This window comes from Streptomyces sp. NPDC057743, assembly GCF_042798755.1.
Classification (GTDB): domain Bacteria; phylum Actinomycetota; class Actinomycetes; order Streptomycetales; family Streptomycetaceae; genus Streptomyces.
Map to the genome: position 1 here is coordinate 30513 of NZ_JBHVJX010000015.1, position 22214 is coordinate 52726.

General features: G+C 73.2%; 23 protein-coding genes. 16 read left to right on the plus strand and 7 right to left on the minus strand.

Annotated elements, in window-relative coordinates; all coding sequences use genetic code 11:
- The first annotated feature begins 144 nt into the window (after positions 1–144).
- Positions 145–651, plus strand: a complete 507-nt coding sequence (locus ACFVFQ_RS18775) for a MarR family winged helix-turn-helix transcriptional regulator (RefSeq protein ID WP_383416901.1) — start codon at positions 145–147, stop codon at positions 649–651.
- 42 nt (positions 652–693) lie between these two features.
- Here ACFVFQ_RS18775 and ACFVFQ_RS18780 read toward each other — a convergent pair whose 3' ends face one another.
- Together ACFVFQ_RS18780 and ACFVFQ_RS18785 are read right to left on the minus strand one after the other, a co-directional pair.
- Positions 694–1020 (minus strand): hypothetical protein, encoded by a 327-nt coding sequence (locus ACFVFQ_RS18780; RefSeq protein WP_383416904.1) that lies wholly within the window; start codon positions 1018–1020, stop codon positions 694–696.
- Positions 1021–1202: 182 nt separating this feature from the next.
- Positions 1203–1832: a TetR/AcrR family transcriptional regulator gene (locus tag ACFVFQ_RS18785; RefSeq protein WP_383416907.1), complete on the minus strand. Its 630-nt coding sequence runs from the start codon at positions 1830–1832 to the stop codon at positions 1203–1205.
- 160 nt (positions 1833–1992) lie between these two features.
- On the opposite strand from ACFVFQ_RS18785, the gene ACFVFQ_RS18790 reads away from it, so the two are divergent.
- From ACFVFQ_RS18790 to ACFVFQ_RS18800, 3 genes are all read left to right on the plus strand, one after another.
- Positions 1993–2511 carry a PH domain-containing protein gene (locus tag ACFVFQ_RS18790; protein WP_383416910.1) on the plus strand — a complete coding sequence of 173 codons (519 nt, stop codon included), beginning with the start codon at positions 1993–1995 and terminating at the stop codon, positions 2509–2511.
- Positions 2508–4100, plus strand: a complete 1593-nt coding sequence (locus ACFVFQ_RS18795) for a PH domain-containing protein (RefSeq protein WP_383416914.1) — start codon at positions 2508–2510, stop codon at positions 4098–4100. The genes ACFVFQ_RS18790 and ACFVFQ_RS18795 overlap by 4 nt, the downstream gene beginning before the upstream one ends.
- A gap of 104 nt (positions 4101–4204) precedes the next feature.
- On the plus strand, positions 4205–4615 hold the full coding sequence (locus ACFVFQ_RS18800; protein ID WP_383416917.1) for an SsgA family sporulation/cell division regulator: 411 nt from the start codon (positions 4205–4207) through the stop codon (positions 4613–4615).
- A gap of 77 nt (positions 4616–4692) precedes the next feature.
- Here ACFVFQ_RS18800 and ACFVFQ_RS18805 read toward each other — a convergent pair whose 3' ends face one another.
- Positions 4693–5472 carry a polysaccharide deacetylase family protein gene (locus ACFVFQ_RS18805; RefSeq protein ID WP_383416920.1) on the minus strand — a complete coding sequence of 260 codons (780 nt, stop codon included), beginning with the start codon at positions 5470–5472 and terminating at the stop codon, positions 4693–4695.
- Between the two features lie 156 nt (positions 5473–5628).
- Here ACFVFQ_RS18805 and ACFVFQ_RS18810 point away from each other — a divergent pair, with 156 nt between their 5' ends.
- The 4 genes from ACFVFQ_RS18810 (at position 5629) to ACFVFQ_RS18825 (ending at position 9132) form a co-directional block, all read left to right on the plus strand.
- Complete coding sequence (locus tag ACFVFQ_RS18810) at positions 5629–6333, plus strand: response regulator (protein WP_383416923.1); 705 nt, start codon at positions 5629–5631, stop codon at positions 6331–6333.
- Positions 6330–7895, plus strand: a complete 1566-nt coding sequence (locus tag ACFVFQ_RS18815; RefSeq protein ID WP_383416926.1) for an ATP-binding protein — start codon at positions 6330–6332, stop codon at positions 7893–7895. Before ACFVFQ_RS18810 ends, ACFVFQ_RS18815 begins: the two co-directional genes overlap by 4 nt.
- Positions 7892–8482 carry a hypothetical protein gene (locus ACFVFQ_RS18820; RefSeq protein ID WP_383416929.1) on the plus strand — a complete coding sequence of 197 codons (591 nt, stop codon included), beginning with the start codon at positions 7892–7894 and terminating at the stop codon, positions 8480–8482. Before ACFVFQ_RS18815 ends, ACFVFQ_RS18820 begins: the two co-directional genes overlap by 4 nt.
- A gap of 248 nt (positions 8483–8730) precedes the next feature.
- Entirely contained in the window at positions 8731–9132 is a 402-nt protein-coding gene (locus ACFVFQ_RS18825; protein WP_383416933.1) for a DUF1992 domain-containing protein, read from the plus strand.
- A gap of 9 nt (positions 9133–9141) precedes the next feature.
- Here ACFVFQ_RS18825 and ACFVFQ_RS18830 read toward each other — a convergent pair whose 3' ends face one another.
- Complete coding sequence (locus ACFVFQ_RS18830) at positions 9142–10431, minus strand: DUF4185 domain-containing protein (RefSeq protein WP_383416936.1); 1290 nt, start codon at positions 10429–10431, stop codon at positions 9142–9144.
- Between the two features lie 170 nt (positions 10432–10601).
- Here ACFVFQ_RS18830 and ACFVFQ_RS18835 point away from each other — a divergent pair, with 170 nt between their 5' ends.
- The 4 genes from ACFVFQ_RS18835 to ACFVFQ_RS18850 all read left to right on the plus strand — a co-directional run bounded on the left by ACFVFQ_RS18835 (position 10602) and on the right by ACFVFQ_RS18850 (position 16244).
- The gene (locus ACFVFQ_RS18835) at positions 10602–12488 is read left to right on the plus strand and encodes a methylmalonyl-CoA mutase family protein (protein WP_383416939.1); all 1887 of its coding nucleotides are present in this window, start codon (positions 10602–10604) and stop codon (positions 12486–12488) included.
- Positions 12485–14716 (plus strand): methylmalonyl-CoA mutase, encoded by a 2232-nt coding sequence (gene scpA / locus ACFVFQ_RS18840; RefSeq protein WP_383416942.1) that lies wholly within the window; start codon positions 12485–12487, stop codon positions 14714–14716. The genes ACFVFQ_RS18835 and scpA overlap by 4 nt, the downstream gene beginning before the upstream one ends.
- 19 nt (positions 14717–14735) lie before the next feature.
- Positions 14736–15746: a methylmalonyl Co-A mutase-associated GTPase MeaB gene (gene meaB, locus ACFVFQ_RS18845; protein ID WP_383416945.1), complete on the plus strand. Its 1011-nt coding sequence runs from the start codon at positions 14736–14738 to the stop codon at positions 15744–15746.
- A gap of 129 nt (positions 15747–15875) precedes the next feature.
- Entirely contained in the window at positions 15876–16244 is a 369-nt protein-coding gene (locus tag ACFVFQ_RS18850) for a coenzyme f390 synthetase (protein WP_383416948.1), read from the plus strand.
- Here ACFVFQ_RS18850 and ACFVFQ_RS18855 read toward each other — a convergent pair.
- Both ACFVFQ_RS18855 and ACFVFQ_RS18860 read right to left on the minus strand, forming a co-directional pair.
- Entirely contained in the window at positions 16217–17251 is a 1035-nt protein-coding gene (locus ACFVFQ_RS18855) for a LysR family transcriptional regulator (protein WP_383416951.1), read from the minus strand. The two genes, ACFVFQ_RS18850 and ACFVFQ_RS18855, sit on opposite strands and share 28 nt — an antisense overlap.
- Before the next feature lie 40 nt (positions 17252–17291).
- Complete coding sequence (locus ACFVFQ_RS18860; protein ID WP_383416954.1) at positions 17292–17765, minus strand: ATP-binding protein; 474 nt, start codon at positions 17763–17765, stop codon at positions 17292–17294.
- Positions 17766–18037: 272 nt separating this feature from the next.
- On the opposite strand from ACFVFQ_RS18860, the gene ACFVFQ_RS18865 reads away from it, so the two are divergent.
- Both ACFVFQ_RS18865 and ACFVFQ_RS18870 read left to right on the plus strand, forming a co-directional pair.
- On the plus strand, positions 18038–18280 hold the full coding sequence (locus ACFVFQ_RS18865; RefSeq protein ID WP_383416957.1) for a DUF397 domain-containing protein: 243 nt from the start codon (positions 18038–18040) through the stop codon (positions 18278–18280).
- Positions 18281–18402: 122 nt separating this feature from the next.
- The gene (locus tag ACFVFQ_RS18870; protein WP_383416960.1) at positions 18403–19311 is read left to right on the plus strand and encodes a helix-turn-helix domain-containing protein; all 909 of its coding nucleotides are present in this window, start codon (positions 18403–18405) and stop codon (positions 19309–19311) included.
- Between the two features lie 146 nt (positions 19312–19457).
- On the opposite strand, the gene ACFVFQ_RS18875 is transcribed toward ACFVFQ_RS18870, so the two are convergent.
- Complete coding sequence (locus ACFVFQ_RS18875) at positions 19458–20276, minus strand: SAM-dependent methyltransferase (RefSeq protein WP_383416963.1); 819 nt, start codon at positions 20274–20276, stop codon at positions 19458–19460.
- Positions 20277–20526: 250 nt separating this feature from the next.
- Between ACFVFQ_RS18875 and ACFVFQ_RS18880 the strand changes: the two genes are divergently transcribed.
- Together ACFVFQ_RS18880 and ACFVFQ_RS18885 are read left to right on the plus strand one after the other, a co-directional pair.
- Complete coding sequence (locus ACFVFQ_RS18880; protein WP_383416966.1) at positions 20527–21279, plus strand: ATP-binding cassette domain-containing protein; 753 nt, start codon at positions 20527–20529, stop codon at positions 21277–21279.
- Complete coding sequence (locus ACFVFQ_RS18885; RefSeq protein ID WP_383416969.1) at positions 21276–22178, plus strand: class I SAM-dependent methyltransferase; 903 nt, start codon at positions 21276–21278, stop codon at positions 22176–22178. Before ACFVFQ_RS18880 ends, ACFVFQ_RS18885 begins: the two co-directional genes overlap by 4 nt.
- The last annotated feature ends 36 nt before the right edge of the window (positions 22179–22214 follow it).

A 22214-nucleotide genomic window follows, 5' to 3' on the forward strand; every position in this document is an offset into this window, starting at 1 on the left:
ACCCGACGCTGACCCACCAGACAGACCCCAAGCCCTCCCACCGCCCCCTCGGCTCGCTCGGCACACCCCCCGGGCAGGCACAATTGAGTGCGGCGGGCGGGCCGGGACGCCGGCTGGACGGACGGGGCCGAGAGGAGAGTGCGGGTGACCGAGGACATCGTCGCGCGGGTGATGCACCAGTGGCAGCAGGTGCACCCGGGGCTGGATACCGGCCCGATGGCGGTGATCGGGCGGCTCAACCGCTGCTCCGCACTGTTCCAGCAGGCGGCCGACGCGCCGCTGCGGCGGGCGGGGCTGACCCGCCCCGAGTTCGATGTCCTCGGCACGCTGCGGCGGATGGACCGCGAGCTGACCCCGGGCTGGGTGGCGCGGGAGACCTTCGCCTCGGGGGCGGCGGTCACCAAGCGCGTCCGGCAGTTGGAACAGCGCGGGCTGCTCCGCCGTCGGCCGGACGACCGCGACCGGCGGGTCACCCATCTCTCGCTCACGGACGAGGGGCGGGAGATCATCGACCGGCTGCTGCCCGAGCAACTGCGGTACGAGTCCGCCCTGTTGGCGGGGATCGGCGAGCAGCGTCAGGAGGAACTGTCCACGGCGCTGGGTGAGTTGCTGGTCTTCCTGGAGGGACGACTGGCCGGCCTCATGGATTGAGGACGGCTAACGCACCGTCACCCACGTTGCCGGCGACGGTCGTTACTCCACCGGGAACGGCTCGTCGCTCCAGCGGAACCACGCCGCGTCGTCCTCGATGTGCAGCAGGAACTCCGCCACCGGGCCGGCGGGGGCGACCAGCCGGACGCCGTCGCTGGCGCGGGCGTAGGCGTCCTCCCAGGCGGCCAGGTCCTCGTCGAGGGTGTCGATGAGCGACAGCTCCCGGGCGAAGTGCGGCTCCAGTTCGGCGAAGGTCGGGCCGGGGGTGAAACGGCCGTTCAGCCAGGGGAAATCCGCCTCGGTGATGGTGATCTCACCGACCACGTCCGCACCCCGTTCCACCCGCCAGGTCTCCCCGATGTACGGCATTGCCGCCTCCCCTTGGTCGTGCTGGTGACGCGCGGAACCCGCCCCACCGGGCTGCCGCGGGGCGGGTTCTGCGCGACGGTCGGACGACAGGATGGCAGAGCGCGCGTACGGGCCGAGCCGGTTGGCGGGAAAGCGCGCAAAGCCGACCGACGAGCCAGCTGACGTCTGGTCAGGGGGTGGCGTCAGGGGCCGGCCTCAGACCCCGCATCGCCCCTCACCTCGAACAACCGCTCCAGGTGCCGGTCCAGCAGGTCCAGCGCCTTCTCCGGTTCGTGGACGCCCAGTAGTACGTAGGACCCCAGCCCGTCGGTGAGGCTGATCAGCAGCATGGCCTCGTCCTCGGTGGCGCGTTCGGGCGGGAGTTCGCCGCGGGCGGCGGCCAGGCGGAGCTGGTCGGTGAAGAAGTCGCGGAGCTTGGGGATGCCGTCGCGGGCCTCCGCGCCGAGGGCGGGGTCGTGGACGGCGCGGGAGTAGTAGGCGGCGGCGACGAGGAGGCCGGCGCGGCTCTCCGGGTCGAGCGGGAGCATCCCGGCGCAGCAGGCGCGCAGGACGGTGCGCGGCGTGGGGTCCTCCGCCAGGGCCTCGATGCACTGCCGGATGCGTTCGGTGGCCATGTGGTTGATGTGGCGCAGGGCGAACAGCAGCAGTTCGTCCTTGGTGCGGAAGTAGTGCTGGATGCGACCGAGGGAGATGCCGGCCTCGGTGGCGACGTCGCGCAGGCTGACCCCGTCCACGCCCCGGGTGTTCGCGAGCCGGAAGAGCGCCTCCGAGATCTCCTGGCGCCTGGCTTCGTGATCCACCTTTTTCGGCACGGGCGGCGTCCTTTCTGCGGTACGGCACTTTCGGTCTGGCGCTCCGGACCGCGGCGCCCGCTCCCGACGGTGCCGCTGACCGGCCGACTTTTACAAGTCGCCTGTACCGTTATAACGTACCGCCTCACAATACGTTTGACTTGGAAAACGGTGAACCCTCATGCCCGAGCACGCCGCACCGCTCCTGCGACCGCCCCGCCACCGCGTCGATCCGCGCGCCCGTAGCTGGTGGCGGCTCCAGGCGCTGCTCGCGCTCAGCGGTCCGATGCTGTTGACCGCGCTGGTGCTGGCCGCGCTCTCGCTGCTCTTCTTCCCGGGCGCGCTGCCATGGCTGGGGCCGCTGTTGCTGGTCGTGCTGGTGTTGCCGGCGGTGGCCTATCTCGCGGTGATGCCGCGGATGCGGTACGCGGTGCACGCCTGGGAGTTGGGCGAGCGCGCGGTCTACGCGGCGGGCGGCTGGTTCTGGCAGAAGCGGCGGATCGCCCCGCTGTCGCGGGTGCAGACGGTGGACACCGTGCGCGGTCCGATACAGCGGCGGTACGGGCTGGCGACGGTGGTGGTGACCACCGCCTCGACCGCCGGCGACATCAAGATCGCCGGGCTGTCGGACGCGGACGCGGAGGAGCTGTCCCGCCGGATCGGCGAGGTCGCGCAGGACGTGCCGGGTGATGCCGCATGAGCGGGTACGGGGACGGGGACCGCATCGGGCCGGGCGGCGGCGCGGCGGGCGTCGGGAAGCACGGGGCGGGCGAGTGGCGGCGGTTGAGCCCGCGCACGTTGGTGGTGCACTGTGGGTGGCTCGGTGCGCCGCTGGGGTCGTTGGCGCTGACCGCGCTGGCCACCGGTGGCCGGATCACCGCCGGCGCCTGGTTCACCCTCGGTGCGATCGCGGCGGCCTTCGCGGTGATCACGGTGGCCGCGCTGATCCGTTGGGCGCGCACCGACTTCCGGGTCACCGGCGAGAGCCTGGACGTGCGCAGCGGGTTGTTCACCCGGCGGCTGCGGAGCGTGCCGCTGCACCGGGTGCGCACCGTCGACCTGACCGCGTCGCCGCTGCACCGACTGTTGCGCGTCACGGTGCTGCGGGCCGGCACGGCGGGCTCCCGGGACGGCGGCGGTGAACTGGCGCTGGACGCCCTGCCGGTGGCCGAGGGCGAGCGGCTGCGCGGCGAGTTGCTGGCCCGCGCGGCCACCGGGGCGGGCGCCGAGGATCCGGTGCTGGCCCGGATCAGTTGGCGCTGGCTGCGGTACGCGCCGCTCACCTTCTGGGTCGTCGGCGGGGTGTTCGTGGCGGGCGGCTCGGCCTACCGGGTGCTGCACGAGATCGGCGTCGAGCCGTGGAAACTCGGCTTCGTGCGGCGGGCGTTCGAGGAGTTCGGCAACGGGATGCTGTGGCTGACCGTGCCGGCGGCGCTGCTGGCGGTGATCGCGCTCGGCTCGGTGGGCGCGACCGTCCTCTACGTCGAGAACTGGTGGAACTACCGCCTGGAGTGGGCGGACGCCGGCTCGTTGCGGGTGCGCCGGGGGCTGCTGACCACCCGCTCGGTGACCATCGAACGCGCCCGGCTGCGCGGGGTGGTGCTGTGCGAGCCACTGCTGCTGCGGGCCGGCGGCGGGGCGACGGTGCGCGCGGTGGCCGGCGGGCTGGGCAACAAGGAGGAGAACCGCAAGCGCAGCGGGCTGCTGCCGCCGGCGCCGCGACGGGAGGCGGTCCGGACAGCCGGCGGAACGCTCCAATCCGCCTTTCCCGACGCCGCGTTGGCGCAGCGCGGCGGGGTGACGCTGACCCCGCACCCGCGGGTCGCGCTGCGCCGCCGGCGGCTGCGCGGACTGCTGTTCGCGGTGGCGCCGGGCACCGCACTGCTGGCCGGCCTCGGGGCGGCGTTCACCCCGGTACTGCTGCACGCCGCCTGGATCTACGCGGTGCTGGCGACGCCGGTGGCGCTGTGGCTGGCCCGGGACGCGTACCGGAATCTGGGGCACGGGATCACCGGGCGCCATCTGGTCGTCCGCTCGGGGACGTTCAGCCGGGACACCGTGGCGCTGCGGCGCGAGGCGGTGGCCGCCTGGACGTTCACCACCTCGCCGTTCACCCGCCGGGCCGGGCTGGTCACGCTCACCGCGGCGGTGGCGGCGGGCGAGGAGGGCTACCGCATCCCGGACCTCGCGGAGGGGGCGGCGCCCGGCTTCGCGGCGTCGGCGGCCCCCGGCATTCTGGAGGAATTCCTCATCTCCCCACGGCGGGACGGCTCGACGGCGTCGACATGACACAGATCACACCCCTGTCCTATGCACGGCGGGGCCGGGCAGACCGTCTTACAGGCTGACTGCGCCCGCGTTCCGCGGGCCGACCAGCCGTGAGGAGCCGCGCGATGCACGCCGCCATCGACCAAGCCGTCCAGGTCCGTCTCCTCGCGACCTCCGTCGGCGAAGCGGTGCCCGCGGTGCTGCACTACCGGCGGTCCGACCCGCTCGCGGTGCGGATGACGTTCCCGCCGGAGATCTCGCTGGACGGCGCCGCGGTGGACTGGGCGTTCGCCCGGGACCTGCTCGCCGAGGGGCTGCGGACCGCCGCCGGGCGGGGCGACGTGCGGATCCGGCCGTCGGGCCCGGAGCGCGTCCTGATGGAGTTCCACGCCGACGAGGGCATCGCCATGGTGCAGTTGCGGACCGCGGACGTCCGGCGGTTCCTGGCCCGCTCGTACGAGCTGGTGCCGGCCGGGCGGGAGCACGAACACCTGGGCGTGGAGCAGGAGTTGGCGGAGCTGTTCGGCGCGGCATGAGGCGCACGGGGGCGACGGAGACGACGAACGGGCCGGTGGTGACCGGCCCGTTCGGCTGTCTGCGGGAGGGGCGTCGGCTACCGCTGCGGGAAGCCGAAGCCGTAGCCCTGCTGCTTCATCCACGGCAGCAGCCGCTTGAGCGACTCGACGGTGCGGGCGCGGTTACCGCCGCCGTCGTGGAAGAGGACGGTGGGGCCGTTACGGAGCTCGCCGCGGACGGTGGACTCGATCGTGGCGACGCTGCCGCCCTCGAAGTCCTTGCTGTCGACGTTCCAACCGAGCGGGCGCATGCCGTGCTCGGCGGCCAGCTTGCGGCTGTAGGGGGTGAAGGCGCCGCCGGGGGCGCGGTAGTACTCGACCTTGGCGCCGCCGGCCGCGTCCTCGATCATCTTCTGGGCGTCGAGTATCTGTTGGGACTGGTACTCCTCGGACCGGTGGTCCATGGCGGTGTTGTGGTTGATGGTGTGATTGCAGAGCCGGTGGCCGTCGGCCACCACCTTCTTGACGAGGGCGGGGTGCTCCGCGGCCTGCGGACCGATCATGCAGAAGGTCGCCTTGACGCCGTTCTCCTTGAGGACTTCCAGAACCTTCGGGGTCCAGGTCGGGTCCGGGCCGTCGTCGATGGTGATGTTGAGGCTGCGGCCGGGGCGGTCCGAGGCGTGCACGATGGACGGGTCGACCGGTGCGGTGCGCGGCGGTTGGGCCGGCTTCTTCGCCGGGGGAACGTCGGCCTCGGCGCTGGGCTGGAGGAGCGCGAACGCCCCCACCGCCGCCGCGGAGGCCACCGCCGCGGTGGCCACGCCGATGATGCCGCCCTCTATCCCGAAGCGCCGTCCCCTGCCGAAGCGCCCTGCCATGTCGAACCCGCCCCTCGTTGTGCTGCGATGCTGTGTCTGCCGGCGGCTTGTGTGCCCCATAAGCACGGACGCCGCTCACACCCCCACAGATGCACAGGACTCGGGACAGGCTGCTCCTGTTACGGATCCATCATGAAACTTATTGATACTGGACCCATGCCACGTGTACTTCTGATCGAGGACGACGCTGCCGTGCGGGACGGAGTGTCCCTCGCCCTGCGGCGGCGCGGCCATGAAGTCGCGGCCGCGGCCAGCGGCGAGGAGGGCCTGGCCACGCTGCCGGCCTTCCGCCCGGACATCGTACTTCTGGACCTGATGCTGCCCGGCAAGGACGGTTTCGAGATCTGCCGGCTCATCCGGGCCGAGCGCCAGCTGCCGATCATCATGCTCACCGCCCGCGGCGACGACCTCGACGTGGTCCTCGGGCTGGAGGCCGGGGCCGACGACTACATCGTCAAGCCGGCCCGCGGCGAGGTGTTGGAGGCCCGCATCCGGGCGGTGCTGCGGCGCACCGCGCTGCCCGCCGACGGCGCCCCGGCCATCGAGCCGGGGCCCGCGCCCGTGGAGACCTACGGCGAACTGGCCATCGACCGGGCCGGACTGGTCGTCAGCAAGGGCGGCAAGGACCTGGCGCTGGCGCCGTCCGAGATGAAGCTGCTGCTGTTCCTGTCCGCCACCCCGGGCCAGGTCTTCAGCCGTCAGCAACTCCTGGAGCACGTGTGGGAGCACAGCTACCACGGCGATGCGCGGCTGGTGGACGCCTGTGTGATGCGGCTGCGGACGAAGATAGAGGACACCCCGCGCTCGCCCCGGTACGTCCAGACCGTGCGGGGCTTCGGTTACCGCTTCGGGCCACTGTGAGCCGCCTGCGCCGCCTGCTGCCGGGCGCCTCCGCGGGGCGCGGGCTGCGCGCCCGGCTCGTGGTGGCGTTCCTCCTGGTGGCCGCGGTCAGCGCGCTGACCACCGCCGGCCTGACCTACCGCGAGGCGCGGAACGCGATCCTCCAGCGGTCCCAGGACACCGCCGTCAACGACCTGCGGGCGCAGATCAATTCGCTGGCTCCTGAGCTGGCGGTGCCGCCGTCCCGGTCCGACCTGGACTTCTTCCGGGTGCAGTTGGAGCGCTCCGGCAAGTCCCGGGACTGGGTCATCTCGGTGCACTACAACGGCGTCCCGGACAGCGACGAGGGCGGGCTGCGGCGCGATATGACGGTGCCGGCCGGCTTCAAGTCGTCGGTGGAGAAGCGCCGGGTGCCGGCCTTCCAGCGCATCGACCGGGACGGCTCGCCCTGGCTGCTGATCGGGATGCCGGTGCGGCAGACCGACAACACGGCCTCCCCGCTGACGGTCTACGCCCAACTGCCGCTGCGCGCCGAGGAGGCCAACGTCGAGGCGCTGGTGAGCGCGGCGCGCGGCGGGGCGCTGCCGGCGTTCGCGCTGGCGGTGATCCTGCCGCTGATCGCGGCGCGCGGGGTGCTGCGTCCGGTCCGCGGGCTGCGGCAGGCGGCCGGGAAGATCGCCGAGGGCAAGCTGGACACCCGGCTGGAGGTCAAGGGCGCCGACGAACTCGCCGACCTGTCCCGGACGTTCAACGAGATGGCGGCGAAGCTGGAGGAGAGCATGGCGGAGCTGCGCCGCATGGAGGCCAATTCCCGGCGGTTCGCGGCCGATGTCTCGCACGAGCTGCGCACGCCGCTGGCGGCGATGTCCGCGGTCACCGACGTGCTGGACGAGGACGCCGACTCGCTGGACCCGGACACCGCCTCCGCGGTCCGGCTGATCAGCCAGGAGACCGGGAAGCTGGCACGGATGGTGGAGGACCTGATGGAGGTCTCGCGGTTCGACGCGGGCGCCGCCGCGCTCCACTTGGACGAGGTGGACGTCGCCGAGACGATCCGCAAGACCCTCCAGGCCCGCGCCTGGCAGCAGCGGGTGACCGCGGACCTGCCGGACGACGTGCGGGCCCGGCTCGATCCGCGCCGGCTCGATGTGGTGGTGGCCAATCTGGTGGGCAATGCGCTGCACCACGGCGGCGAGCCGGTCCGGGTGGTGCTGCACGCGCCGGAGCCGGGCGACACCGCGCTGCGCATCGAGATCCGCGACAGCGGCCCGGGGATAGACCCCGAGGTGCTGCCGCACGTCTTCGACCGCTTCTACAAGGCGGACTCGGCCCGCGCCCGATCCGAGGGCAGCGGGCTGGGACTGGCCATCGCCCAGGAGAACGTCCGGCTGCACGGCGGTGCGCTGCGCGCCGCCAACTCCCCCGAGGGCGGTGCGGTGTTCACCGTCGAGCTGCCGCTGCGCCAGGAGGAGCCACCACCCGTCGGGACCGCCGACGCACCCGCTGCCGCACCCGCTGCCGCGCCGGCCGACCCGCCCACCGACGATCCCGCCGGCCCGGCGAAGGGGACCGACACCGCATGACCGTCCGACGCCTGACCACCCACCGCACCACCGCCCGCCTGGCCGTCCTGGCCGGGGTGCTCACCACCGCCCTGGCCGGCTGCGGCATCGAGCCCACCGACGTGATCGACGCCGGCGAACCGGCCTCCGGAGTGCGGGACCCGGGCAAACCCCCGGCCGATGTACAGCTCTTCTTCTACGGCCCGGACGGGCTGCACTCCGCGACCCGTCGGACGAAGGAGCCGCTGGACCCGCAGGGCGCGATCGACCTCCTGGCGCAGGGGCCGAACCACGCCGAGCGGATGCGCGGGCTCTCCAGCGTGCTGCCCAAGTTCCCCGCCCCGCTCACCGCCTCGACCGGGCAGGGCCGGGTCACCATCACCCTGCCGGTCAACGCCAAACTGGTGGACCCGGCCTCGCTGAACCAACTGGTGTGCACCGCCGCCAACGCCCGCGTCCCCGGCGGCAAACCGCCGGGCGAGGTGACGGTGACCCTGGCCGGCGAGGGCGTCCAGGTCGGCCCCATGGTGTGCGGCGGCAACAACGCCTTCCCGTTCGTCCAGCCGACCCCGCGGCCCGCCGAGAGTCCCGGCGACGGGGGCGGTTAGGGCGCTTCTGACGGATCTCCGTGGAGGAAGGAGCGGCGTCTGGTGCGTGCGATCGCAAGGCGCCGGGATGGCTTCATAGCGGAGCTATGGGGGCATTTCGGCAACGCCGCGAGCGTGCGTGCCAGGCGCCGCGACGCCGCGGAGATCCGTCAGAAGCGCCCTAGGGCGTCCCCGGCCCGGGCGGCCGGTGGCGCCGCGCTACCGTGAAGGAGCGGGAACCGTCCGGCCGCACCTCGGGAGGATTCACGATGACCGAGCGCAAGCCCCCCGGCGTCAGCTTCGAGAGCTGGGTGGACAAGCAGATCCGCGAATCGGCCGAGCAGGGCGCCTTCGAGCGCCTCCCCGGCTTCGGCAAGCCGCTCCCCGATCTCGATCGGCCCTACGACGAGACGTGGTGGCTCAGGGACAAGATGCACCGGGAGCACCTCTCCTTCCTCCCGCCCAGCCTCGTCCTGCGCAAGGAGGCCGAGGACGCCCTGGCGGCCGCCGCCGACGCCCCCACCGAGGCCGCCCTCCGCCGCATCCTCACCGACCTCAACGACCGCATCCGAGCCGCCCTCGCCGCCCCACAGGAGGGCCCGCCGCTGGGGCTCGTCCCTTACGACATCGAGGAACGGGCCCGCGCCTGGCGGGAGAAGCACGCCCGCTGAGGTGCCCGCTCACCGCCCCGCCCGTGTCAACCGCACCCGTAGGAACCTCGGGCGGTAGAGGTCCACGTCGCCGTTGACCACCGGGTCGGCGGGGGCGCCGGGTGGGCCGAGCCAGTTGACGTCGTAGCTGAGCAGTAGGCCGGCGTCGGTGGTGAACTCCGGGTGGGCCTGCGGGTTGTAGACCGCGATGTGGTGCGGGTCGGGGCCGGCGGGCCGGGGCGGGGTGATGCGGCCGGCCGGCCCGTGCCAGGGGCCCTGGGGTGAGCAGGACCAGTAGGCGGTGATCGTACGCAGTCCCGCGGCGCCGCCGCCGGCGGTGTCCATGGTGAACAGCACCCACGTGCCATGGTCGCGGACGACGCTGAAGGCGCTGCCGACGCCGCGCCGGCCGGCGCCGCGTAGCACCGGGGCGGCCCGCCCGGCGTCCGGCTGCCAACGGGCGCCGTCCCAGAACCGCCAGGCCGCCCGGTCCGCGAGCCGACCTGTCGGGACCCGGGCCAGATAGCCACTGTCGGCCGGGGTCGAGGGCGGGTCGTCGCCGCCGAAGACGTAACTCCAGTCGCCGTCGCGGACCAACGAGGCGCCGTAGAGGACCCGCCGGGCCGGGTCGGCGACGGTGCTCTGGTCGACGACCGGGGTGATCGATTCCAGGCGCAGGTCGGGCAGGGAGAGGGTGGCGACCTCGGTGCCGTGGGGTGCGCCGAAGATCCACGGGCCGGTGCCGGGGGCCCGGTTCCACAGCAGCACCCGGACGACCTGTTCGGCCGCGCCGGGGGTGCGGGGCTCGACGGTCGCGTGGACCGGCCAACGCCAGCCGCCGCCGGGCGCGTCGGGGAAGAACGGCCCGGGCGCGGTGCCGTCGCCGCCGGTCAAGGTGCGCTCCGGCCGGCCCGAACGGTCCATCACCACAAGGGAGTTGTGGCGCAGGAAGGGGGTGCCGCCGTTCTCGGTGGTGCGCCAATGGTGGGGCGCGCCCTGGGGGTTGGGCGGCGGGTGGACGCGGTCGAGGAAGGTGTCGGAGAACAGCCAGAGCGTCCGGCCGTCCGGGAGACGCACCGAGTGGGTGCCGTCGCCGCCGGTCCAGTCGTCGGTGCGGGAGCCGTCGTTTCCGTAGCGGGCGAACGCCTCGGTCGGGCCGGGGTCGACGGTCCAGGAGGCGAGGGTGCGGCCGGTGCAGGCGGGGCGGGTGGCGGTGCCGTGGTGCGGCGTCGGCACCAGGAGGGCCGCGGTGACGGTCAGCGCCAACAGGGCGAGTAAGACGGCGGCGAGGGTGGTGCGGGTGATCGGCGGTCGGTGCATTCCGCTCCTCGATGGGGTGCGGGGCCACCGTAGCGCGCCGGAGGGGGCCGCTTGGGCGGCCGGTCGGGACGCGGGCACCCGTACACGGCGACCGGGGCCCGGTTCAACGAGGGCAAGGTCACAGCGCTTTACCCTGCTCCCGCTAACGACCGTTCCCCTAGCCTGCTGCCATGACCGCCGAGTCCCCCGAACTCCCCCTGGCCGGCGCCTTCCCGGCCGCTGATCGCGAGCAGTGGCAGCGACTGGTCGAGGGCGTACTGCGCAAGTCGGGCGCCACCGAGGCCGCGGGTGCCGCCGCCGAGGACGCGCTCGCCACGGATCTCCAGGACGGGATCCGTGTCCGCCCGCTCTACACCGCCCAGGACGCGCCGCCCGCCGCCGGCCTGCCCGGTTTCCCGCCGTTCGTACGGGCGTCCCGCCCGGAGGGCAGTGCCGCCTCCGGGTGGGACGTGCGTCAGCGACAGCACGGCACCGATCCCCGACGGGTCAACGAGGCGCTCCTCGCCGACCTGGAGAACGGCGTCACCTCCGTGTGGTTGACGGTCGGCGACGGCGGCATCCCGGTGTCCGGCCTGGCGGAGGCGGTGCAGGGGGTCTATCTGGACCTGGCGCCGGTGGTGCTGGACGCGGGCGCGGAATTCCCGGCGGCGGCCGAGGAGTTGCTGCGGCTGTACCAGGAGTCGGGGGTGGCGCTGTCGGCGGCGGCCGGGGTGCTCGGCGCCGATCCGCTGGGCGTGCTGGCCCGTACCGGCGACGACCGTGGGCTGGCCGACGGGCTGGCGGACGCGGCGCGCTGGGCCGGCCGGGTCGCCGGGAGCGCGCCGGGCATCCGCACGGTGACCGTCGACGCGCTGCCGTACCACGAGGCGGGCGGCTCGGCGGCCGAGGAGTTGGGGGCCTCGCTGGCCAGCGGGGTCGGCTATCTGCGCGCGCTCACCGAGGACGGGGCGGGCCTGGGCATCGACGCGGCCTGCCGGCAGTTGGAGTTCCGTTATGCCGCGAGTGCCGACCAGTTCCTGACGATCGCCAAGTTGCGCGCGGCGCGGCTGCTGTGGGCGCGGGTCGCCGAGGTCTGCGGGGCGTCGCCGGCCGGTGCCGCGCAGCGTCAACACGCGGTCACCTCATCGGTGATGATGACGCGTCGGGACCCGTGGGTGAACATGCTGCGCACCACGGTGGCCGGGCTGTCCGCGGGCGTCGGCGGCGCCGACGCGGTGACGGTGCTGCCGTTCGACGCGGCGGTGGGGCTGCCGGACGCGTTCGCCCGGCGCATCGCCCGGAACACCCAGTCGGTGCTGCTGGAGGAGTCGCACCTGGCGAAGGTGATCGACCCGGCGGGCGGCTCCTGGTATGTCGAGCGGCTCACCGGCGAACTCGCCCGCGCCGGCTGGGCGTTCTTCCAGGAGATCGAGGCCGCCGGTGGGCAGGCCGCCGCGCTGCGGTCCGGGATGCTCGGCGAGCGGTTGGCACAGACCTGGCGGCGGCGCAGCGTGGAACTGGCGCACCGCCGGGAGCCGATCACCGGTGTCAGCGAGTTCCCGCTGCTGGCCGAGGCGCCGCTGACCCGCGAGCCGGCGCCGATGCCGGCCGGCGGGGGGCTGCCGCGGGTGCGTAGGGACGATGCGTTCGAGGCGCTGCGGGCCCGTTCGGACGCCCGGGCGGCGGCCGGTGGGGCGCGGCCGAAGGCATTCCTGGCCGCGCTGGGGCCGGTCGCGGCGCACACCGCGCGGGTGGCGTTCGCCGCCAACCTCTTCCAGGCGGGTGGGATCGAGACCGTCACGGAGCAGGTGTCGGCCGCGTCGGTGGCCGAGGCGTTCGCGGCCAGCGGCGCGCGGATCGCGTGCCTGTGCGCCAGCGACACCGGCTACGCCGAGCAGGCGGCGGAGGTGGCCAAGGCGCTGAAGTCGGCCGGGGCGGCGCGGGTGTACCTGGCGGGCAAACCGGGCGGGCGCCGGGACGAGTTCGTGGCGGCCGGGGTGGACACGTTCGTGTTCGCCGGCTGCGATGCGGCCGGGGTGCTCTCCTCGGCCCTGGATGTCACGGAGGTGGCGGCATGAAGGAGACGACACAACGAGCGGGCGCCATCCCGGACTTCAGCACGGTGGAGCTGGGCGCCCCGTCGGGCGAGGCCGCGTCCGGTGACGAGGCCGGCTGGGCGGAGGCGGTGCAGCAGGCCACCGGCAAGAGCGTCGCGGACCTGACCTGGGAGACGCCGGAGGGCATCGACGTCAAGCCGCTCTACACCGAAGCGGACCTGGCGGGGCTGGACTTCCTGGGCACGTACCCGGGCATCGCGCCGTATCTGCGCGGCCCGTACCCGACGATGTACGTCAACCAGCCCTGGACGGTGCGGCAGTACGCCGGCTTCTCCACCGCGGAGGAGTCCAACGCCTTCTACCGCCGCAACCTCGCCGCCGGCCAGAAGGGCCTGTCGGTCGCCTTCGACCTGCCCACCCACCGCGGCTACGACAGCGACCACCCGCGGGTGACCGGCGACGTCGGCATGGCGGGCGTGGCCATCGACTCGATCTACGACATGCGGCAGCTCTTCGAGGGCATCCCGCTGGACAAGATGACGGTGTCGATGACGATGAACGGCGCGGTGCTGCCCGTTCTCGCGCTCTACATCGTGGCCGCCGAGGAACAGGGCGTGCCGCCCGAGAAGTTGGCCGGGACCATCCAGAACGACATCCTCAAGGAGTTCATGGTCCGCAACACCTACATCTACCCGCCGCAGCCCTCGATGCGGATCATCTCCGACATCTTCGCGTACACCTCGCAGAAGATGCCGCGCTACAACTCCATCTCGATCTCCGGCTACCACATCCAGGAGGCCGGCGCGACGGCCGACCTGGAGCTGGCGTACACCCTCGCGGACGGGGTGGAGTACCTGCGGGCGGGCATGGCGGCCGGGATGGACGTGGACGCCTTCGCGCCGCGGCTGTCGTTCTTCTGGGCGATCGGCATGAACTTCTTCATGGAGATCGCCAAGCTGCGCGCGGCCCGGCTGCTGTGGGCGAAGCTGGTCTCGCAGTTCGAGCCGAAGAACCCCAAGTCCCTTTCGCTGCGCACCCATTCGCAGACCTCCGGCTGGTCGCTGACCGCGCAGGACGTGTTCAACAACGTCACCCGGACGTGCGTGGAGGCGATGGCGGCGACCCAGGGCCACACCCAGTCGCTGCACACCAACGCCCTGGACGAGGCGCTGGCGCTGCCCACCGACTTCTCGGCCCGGATCGCCCGCAACACCCAGCTCTTCCTCCAACAGGAGTCGGGCACCTGCCGGGTGATCGACCCGTGGGGCGGCAGCGCGTACGTCGAGCGGCTCACCCACGATCTGGCGCGCCGGGCCTGGGCCCACATCGAGGAGGTCGAGGCGGCCGGCGGGATGGCCAAGGCGATCGACGCGGGCATCCCCAAGCTGCGCGTCGAGGAGGCCGCGGCTCGTACGCAGGCGCGGATCGACTCCGGCCGGCAGGCGCTCATCGGCGTCAACAAGTACCGGGTGGAGACGGACGAGGAGATCGAGGTCCTCAAGGTCGACAACTCCGCGGTGCGGGCCCAGCAGATCGACAAGCTCAAGCGGCTGCGGGCGGAGCGCGACGAGGACGCCTGCCGGCGGGCGCTGCGGGCGCTGACCGAGGCGGCGAAGGCCGGCCCCGGACCGGGACTTGAGGGCAACCTGCTGGCGCTGGCGGTGGACGCGGCCCGGGCGATGGCGACCGTCGGAGAGATCTCGGACGCCCTGGAGGAGGTCTACGGACGCCACTCGGGCCAGATCCGTACCATCTCCGGTGTGTACCGAGACGAAGCGGGCCCCTCGTCGGGGGTCGAGCGCACGCGCGAGTTGGTGGCCGCGTTCGAGCGCGCCGAGGGGCGCCGGCCGCGCATCCTGGTGGCCAAGATGGGCCAGGACGGCCACGACCGCGGCCAGAAGGTGATCGCCACGGCCTTCGCCGACCTGGGCTTCGACGTGGACGTCGGCCCGCTGTTCCAGACCCCGGCGGAGGTGGCCCGGCAGGCGGTGGAGGCCGATGTGCACATCGTCGGGGTGTCCTCGCTGGCGGCCGGCCATCTGACGCTGGTGCCGGCGCTGCGCGAGGCGTTGGCGGCGGAGGACCGGGAGGACATCACCGTCGTGGTCGGCGGGGTGATCCCGCCGCAGGACGTCCAGCCGCTGCGGGACATGGGCGCGGCCGCGGTGTTCCTGCCCGGCACGGTCATCCCGGACGCGGCCCACGACCTGGTGCGGGACCTGGCGACGGCCCTCGGCCACGAGCTGTAGAGCGGAGGGCTGGAGGGCGATGGCTCCGAGGATCGACGTCGACCGGTACGCCGAGGGGGTGCGGGCCGGTTCCCGCGCCTGGATCGCCCGCGCGGTGACGCTGGTGGAGTCCACCCGCGCCGACCACCGCGCGGCCGCCCAGCAGCTGTTGGTCACACTGCTGCCGTACTCCGGTGCGGCCCGGCGGGTGGGCATCAGCGGCGTGCCGGGCGTCGGCAAGTCGACCTTCATCGACGCGCTGGGCTCGCTGTTGACGGGGCTGGGGCACCGGGTGGCGGTGCTGGCCGTCGACCCGTCCTCCAGCCGCACCGGCGGCTCCATCCTGGGCGACAAGACCCGGATGGAGCGGCTGTCGACCGACCCGGCGGCGTTCGTCCGCCCCTCCCCCACGTCCGGGACGCTGGGCGGGGTGGCGCGGGCGACCCGGGAGTCGATCGTGGTGATGGAGGCGGCGGGCTATGACGTCGTCCTGGTGGAGACGGTCGGCGTCGGCCAGTCGGAGACCACCGTCGCGGGCATGGTCGACACCTTCCTGTTGTTGACGCTGGCCCGCACCGGCGATCAGCTCCAGGGCATCAAGAAGGGTGTCCTGGAACTGGCCGACCTGGTGTCGGTCAACAAGGCGGACGGCCCGCACGAGCGGGACGCCCGCTCCGCGGCGCGCGAACTCGCCGGCGCGCTAAGGCTGTTGCAGCCGGCGGACGCGGCGTGGACCCCTCCGGTGCTCACCTGTAGCGCCCGCGAGGGCACCGGCCTGAATACGGTGTGGGAGCGGATCGAGCAGCACCGCACCCTGCTGGAGTCCACCGGCGCGCTGGCCGAGCGGCGCCGCGCGCAGCAGGTGGAATGGACCTGGTCGATGGTCCGTGAGCGGCTGATCGACCGGCTCCAAGAGCACCCGGACGTACGGCAGTTGGGCCCGGAGGTCGAACGGGCGGTCCGGGCCGGCGAGATCACCGCGACGCTGGCGGCGGAACGGCTGCTGGCGGCGTTCGGCCTGGGCGAGGGGCTCGGCAACGAGCCGGGGTGAGGGCGCGCGACCGACGTGGCCGAGTCACCCCGTACTCACCCGCGGAGCTGAGTAGCCACACTCATGACGCCCGGGCGCCCGGCCCCGATGATGTCGGTGCCAACCCACCGACTGGGGCCGGGAGTTCACATGGGCGCCAACAGCTATCCGCAGGATGTCGAGCGCGGGCTCTTCGAGGGCAATCCGCTGGCGGGGTTGATAGCGGGGTTCTGTCTCACGTTGGACGCGGGCGGGGACCTGGAGGCCAGACCCGTGGTCCACGTCCAACTGCGGGCCGGGGCGGACCTCTCCGCGGTCGAGGCGGACCAGCTGGCCAAGGTCTGCCAGCACGGCGTACAACGCCAACTGGACGCGCCCGACGGGGACTTCGCGCCGCTTTCCGAGCAGGGGACGGCCGCGAGCGAAGTGGCCATCGCGCTCCACCCGTACGGCAGCGGCCCGTTCGCCGATCCCGCCGCGATCCGCGACGGCTATCTGGTGCGCGGCGACGGGCTCTGAGCCGCGGCCCCGCCGCCGGGCGGGTCCACCGGTGCGTCGCCCATGAGCGCTTCGCCCGTGGACGCACCGCCCGTGGACGCATCGCCCGTGGGCGCATCGCCCGTGGGCGCATCGCCCGTGGGCGCATCGCCCGTGGGCGCGAAGTGCGCCAGGGCCAGGCACCGGAAGCGCGCCGCGGCCGCCGAGAGATAGCCGTCCGCGCGCCGCACCAGGCTGAGTGTGCGGGAGCAGTCGGGGGCGTCGATGTGCAGCCAGACGATCGGCTCCGGCACGGGGGCGGTGCGGGCGACCGTGGGGAGCAGTCCGATGCCGAGCCCGGCCCCGATGAGGTAGGGGGTGGCACCGGGCTCGTCGCCCTCGCAGGCGATCACCGGGCGCTGTCCGGTGGGCGCGAACAGCCGTTCCAACAGGGCGCGTTGCCAGTTCCCCGGACGGGTGGTGAGGAACGGCTCGTCGAGCAGGTCGGTCACCGTGACCCGTTTCCGGCCGGCCAGCCGGTGTCCCGCCGGGACGGCGAGCTGGACCTCCTCGCGCCGCAGCGGGACCTCCTCCAGTCCGGGGGCGGTCAGCGGTTGCGAGGTGATGCAGAAGTCCACCTCGCGGGCGCGGAGTTGGGCCAGCATCGTGCCGGGGGTGGACTGGAGGAGCCGGACCGCGACGCGGGGGTGTGCGGCGCGGAACTCACCCAGGAGCGGGGCGAGCGGCAGCAGGGTCTCGGCGGCGAGCGCGAGGGTGCCCCGGTCGGGGCCGGCGACGTCGGCCAACTCGGCGCGCCCTTCGTCGAGTTCGGTAAGGGCCCGTTCCACCCGGCGGAGGAAGGCGGTCCCGTAGCCGTTGAGCCGGACGGTGCGGCCCTGTCGGTCGAAGAGCGGCACCCCGAGCTCGGCCTCCAGCCGGGCGATGGTCCGGCTCACCGAGGGCTGGGCGACCCGCAGTTCCTCGGCGGCCCGGCTGATGTGCTCCCGGCGTGCGACCGCGCGGAAGTAGCGCAGCGACAGCAGATCCATCGGCTTTCGGCCCCCCGTGGTCACTCCCCCGCGGCCTCTTTCAGCCGCGGGTCACCACCGTAGCCCACACGGTCTTGCCCGCGTGATCGGGCAGCGTCCAGCCCCAGGAGTCGCTGAGCTCGTCGACGAGGCGCAGGCCGCGCCCGGACTCGGCGAGCGCGTCCTGCTGCCGCAGCACGGGCGCCCCGGTCCCGCCGTCGGAGACCGCGCACAGCACCCCCCGCTCCTGTCGGGTCAGCGCCAGCCAGGCGGGGCAAAAGCGGTCGCCACCAAGGGAGTTGAAGGCCAGTTCGAACGGGTCGGCGGGGGTGCCGTGGCGTAGGGCGTTGGTCACCAGTTCGGAGACGATCAGGACGGCGTTGTCGGCGAGGAGGGGGCACATCCGCCAGTCCTGGAGGGTGTCCCGGGTGAAGCGGCGGGCCTCCGCCACGGTGCACGCCGAACCGCTCAGCGCGCAGGCGGCGAAGCCGTCCAGCCCGGGCATCATCCCGGTGTCGCGAGCGGGGCCGGCCATGGGCTTTCCTCCTTCCCGGAGGATGTCGCGCTCGGACTCTGCCGGGTGTGTGGTCATCACGATCTCCGCGGAGGGGCATACGGGTTGGGCGCGTCCGGGACGGTCTGGGCGGGGCCGTCCCGGAGGGCTAATATCCTCGTCGACCGTCCAGTGCTGCAAGTGCATCTGCAATTACATCGGCAAGGACGGTCACCCGGGAGCGGTATCACGCCAATGTGATCGCGACCCCGGATCGGTCCCGAGCACGTCCCCCCACCAAGGGAGCAGCTGTGATGGAGTCGATGACCAACGGGATGCCGGCCACCGGCATCGAGGGCGCGGTCTGGCGCAAGAGCCGCCGCAGCAACCCCAGCGGCAACTGCGTTGAGCTGGCGGTTCTTTCGGACGGCGGGGTCGCGGTGCGCAACTCGCGGCACGCGTCAGGACCCGCGCTGATCTACCCCCGCAACGAGATGGCCGCCTTCGTACAGGCCGCGAAGGACGGCGAGTTCGACGATCTGTTCGCCTCCGAGTGACTCGATGACCGCCTCGGGACGCCATTTCTGAGGCATATGTCGGCCGGATAGTCGGCGTAGGTGTACGCCCCTTCGGGGCAATGGGACACTGGGCGTTCGCCCGACCACTCAGGGGAGTCAGTATGAGCGCCGCGCAGTCGAGCAGTGACCCGTCCCTGCGCCGCTATCTGGACCATCCGCGCGGCGGCCCGACCGTCCTGCGCATCGTGCTGGGCACCCAGCTGCGCAGACTGCGGGAGGCCGCCGGCATCACCCGCGAGGCCGCCGGGCACACCATCCGGGCCTCGCACGCCAAGATCAGCCGCCTGGAGTTGGGCCGGGTGAGCTGCAAGGAGCGCGATGTCGCCGACCTGTTGACGCTGTACGGCGTCACCGACAGCGCCGCCCGCGCCTCCTTCCTCACCCTCGCCCGCCGGACCAGCACGCCCGGGTGGTGGCACCAGTACAACGAGGTGCTGCCGAGCTGGTTCGAGACCCATCTCGGCCTGGAGGCGGCCGCGTCGGTCATCCGCACCTACGAAGTCCAGTTCGTACCGGGCCTGTTGCAGACGGCGGAGTACGCCCGCGCGGTGGCGCAGCTCGGGCACCCGACCGCCACGGCGGAGGAGACCGAGCAGCGGGTCGAACTGCGGATGGAGCGGCAGCAGTTGCTGACGCTGCCGGACGCGCCGCGCCTGTGGGCGATACTCGACGAGGCGTGCCTGCGCCGCCCGTTGGGCGGATCCGGGGTGATGCCCGGTCAGCTCCGGCACCTCATCGAGATGGCGCGGCTGCCCAACGTCACCCTCCAGGTCGCCCCGTTCGACCTGGGCGGCCACGCGGCGGCCGGCGGGCCGATCACCATCCTGCGCTTCATGGAGCCCGACCTGCCCGACATCGTCTACCTGGAGCAACTGACCAGCGCGCTCTACCTGGACAAGCGCGACGACGTCGACCACTACCTCGCCGTGATGGACCGGCTCTCGGCCCAGGCGGAGTCGCCCCGGGAGTCGCTGCTGATATTGGAACGGCTGCTCAAGCAGGAGAGTTGACGCCGGGGGTGGGGAGGGGATGGGGTGGGAATACGGGACGGCGCTGGCGCCCCCCACTCCACTGCCTCCCCACGGCCTCGGGGCATTACACCTCACGGGTGTTACACCTCGGGGGCGTTACACCTCGGGAGCGGCGTTACACCTCGTCAGACCCTGCGGGCCACGCCGCCGTACTCGATCCATTCCTGGGTCAGTTGCTTGGGGCCGGCGTCGGACGGGTCCGGGCGCCAGGTCGAGACCTCCACCAGACCCGGTTCCTCGATCTCCAACCCGTCCAGGAACGCCCGCAGTTCGTGCTGCTGACGCACCCGGCCCCAGTGCCCCTGGGTGTTCACCCGCATGAACTCGGTGACGAAGTCCCGGGTCGCCGGGTCCTCGCTCACCAGCTGACACACCACCAAATAGCTGCCGGGGGCGAGCCGTTCGGCGACCCGCCGGACCAGCCCGGCCGGGTCGTCGGCGTCCGGGATGCAGTGCAGCACCGAGACGAACAGCGCGGCGACCGGCTCGTCGAGGTCGATCAGCCGCCGGACCTCCGGATGGTCGAAGATCCCGTCGGTGTCCCGCATGTCCGCCTGGATGACGGCGGTGTGCTCGTTCTCCTCCAACAGCGCCCGCCCGTGCGCCAGCACGATCGGGTCGTTGTCGACGTACACCACCCGGGACCGGGGGTCCACCCGCTGCGCGACCTCGTGGACGTTGTCCTGGGTCGGCAGCCCTGAGCCGTGGTCCAGGAACTGCCGGATGCCCCGTTCCTCGGCCAGCCAGCGGACCACCCGGCGCAGAAAGCGCCGGTTGTTGACGGCCAGCACCCCGGTGCTGGGGACGACCTTGCTCAGCTCGTCGCACGCCTCGCGGTCCACCGCGTAGTTGTCCTTGCCGCCGAGGTAGTAGTCGTACATCCGCGCGACGCTCGGAACGCTCACGTCGACGGCGTTGGACAGCACCCGGTTCTCTTGGCTCATTCCCCACTCTTCCCGTCGGATTGCGGTGCCGGTAACCGTACGGCCACCGCGCCCGGCGTCCAACCCGCCGGCGGGAATGGGGAGTCGGGCCGGCGCGCGCACCGGCGCGGACCGCGCGTTCCGCGCCCAGCTCCGGCCGGCCGCCCGGCGTTCTCATCGGCCTCTCACCATCCGCTCACGACCCGGTCACACGGGGTGCCTACGGTCTGCGGCGGGGCCACGGTCCGGTGGCCCGGAGGAGAGAGGGCCCGTGTACCACCTGACCGGCGTGACCAAGCACTACCGAAGCGGCGGCGAACCGGTGCGGGCCCTGGACGGCATCGAGCTGTACGTCCCGGACGGCGGCGCGCTCGCCGTCCAGGGCCCGCCCGGCGCCGGCGCCTCGACGCTGCTGCGGATCCTGGGCGGACTGGAGCGGCCCACCCGGGGCCGGGTGTTGTTGGACGGTACGGATCTGGCCACCGTCACCGCGTCCCGGCTGGACCGGATCCGCGCCGAGTCGATCGGCCTGCTCGGGACGGGCGACGGCGACCACCCCGGGCCCGTCGCGGGGCTGACCGTGCGGCAGGGCGTGGCCGCCGCGCTGGCCCCGCTGCGGCTACGGCCCGCCGACCGCTGGGAGTTGGCCGGGGAGGCGCTGACCGAGGTCGGGCTGGCGGGCCAGGGCGACCTCCTTCCGGGGCAGTTGGACCCGTATGCCCGGCGGCGCGCGGCGCTCGCCCGGGCGCTGGTGAAGCGGCCCACCGTGCTGCTCGCGGACCGGCCCACGGAGGGGCTGTCGCCGCCGGCCGCGGCGGAGTTCGCCGAGCTGCTGGTGCGGGTGTGGGGCGGGTACCGGCTGACCTGCGTCCTCGCCACCGACGACGAGGCGTTGGCCGGGCGGCTGGGCCGGCGGGTGGTGCTCCGCGGGGGCCGGGTGGCCGATGCACGGTGGGTGGCCGGTACCGGACAGGCCCCGGCTCCTGGCGTCCGCGGGACGCCGGCAGGTAGAAGGGGACCATGACCACAGAACAGAGCGAGTCCACGGGCCGGGCACCGCTCGGTCCGCCCGCCGGCGGCCGTCCCGGGGAGCCTGGCATCGAGGAGATGGTCCGCGCCAACGAGGCGAACTGGGACGCCCGTACACCGGTCCACGTGGCCAGCGCCTTCTACGGCCTGGACGGGTCGCGGCGGGCCGACGACTGGTTCGCGTCGTTCGAGTGGGCCGACCTCGGCGCATTGGCCGACCGCGACGTGCTGCACCTCCAGTGCCATCTGGGCACCGAGACGGCCGCGTTCGCGGACCGGGGCGCGCGGGCGGTGGGGCTGGACTTCTCCGCCGAGGCGGTGGCCGAGGCCCGGCGGCTGGCCGAGGAATCGGGCCGGGCGATGGAGTTCGTGCACGCGGACGTGTACCGCGCCAGGGAGGCGCTCGGCGACCGCCGCTTCGACGTGCTCTACACCGGCAAGGGCGCGGTCTGCTACCTGCCGGACCTGACAGCCTGGGCCACAACCGTCGCCGAACTGCTGCGGCCGGGCGGCACGTTCTATTTGGTGGAGTTCCACCCGCTGCTGAACGCGCTCGGCCCGACCCCGCCCGCGGACCCGGACACCCCGCCGCTGCTGCTCCGCCACGACTACCTGGCGGGCCGCGGCGCGCTGCGCAGCGACTCCCCCACCACCTACACCGACGGCCCGCCGCTGACCGGGGCGACCACGAGCTACGAGTGGCGGCACGGCCTCGGCGAGGTGGTCTCCGCGGCGGTGGGGGCGGGGCTGCGGGTGGAACTGCTGCGGGAGACCGAGGAGCTGCCGTGGCCGCGCTTCCCGTCGATGGTGCCGACCGCGAACGGCTGGTGGCGGCTGCCCGACGCGGAGCCGATCGTCCCGTTGCTGTACGCGCTGAAGGCGGTCAAGCCGTAGGGCGCTTCTGACGGATCTCCGCGGCGCCGCGCGCGG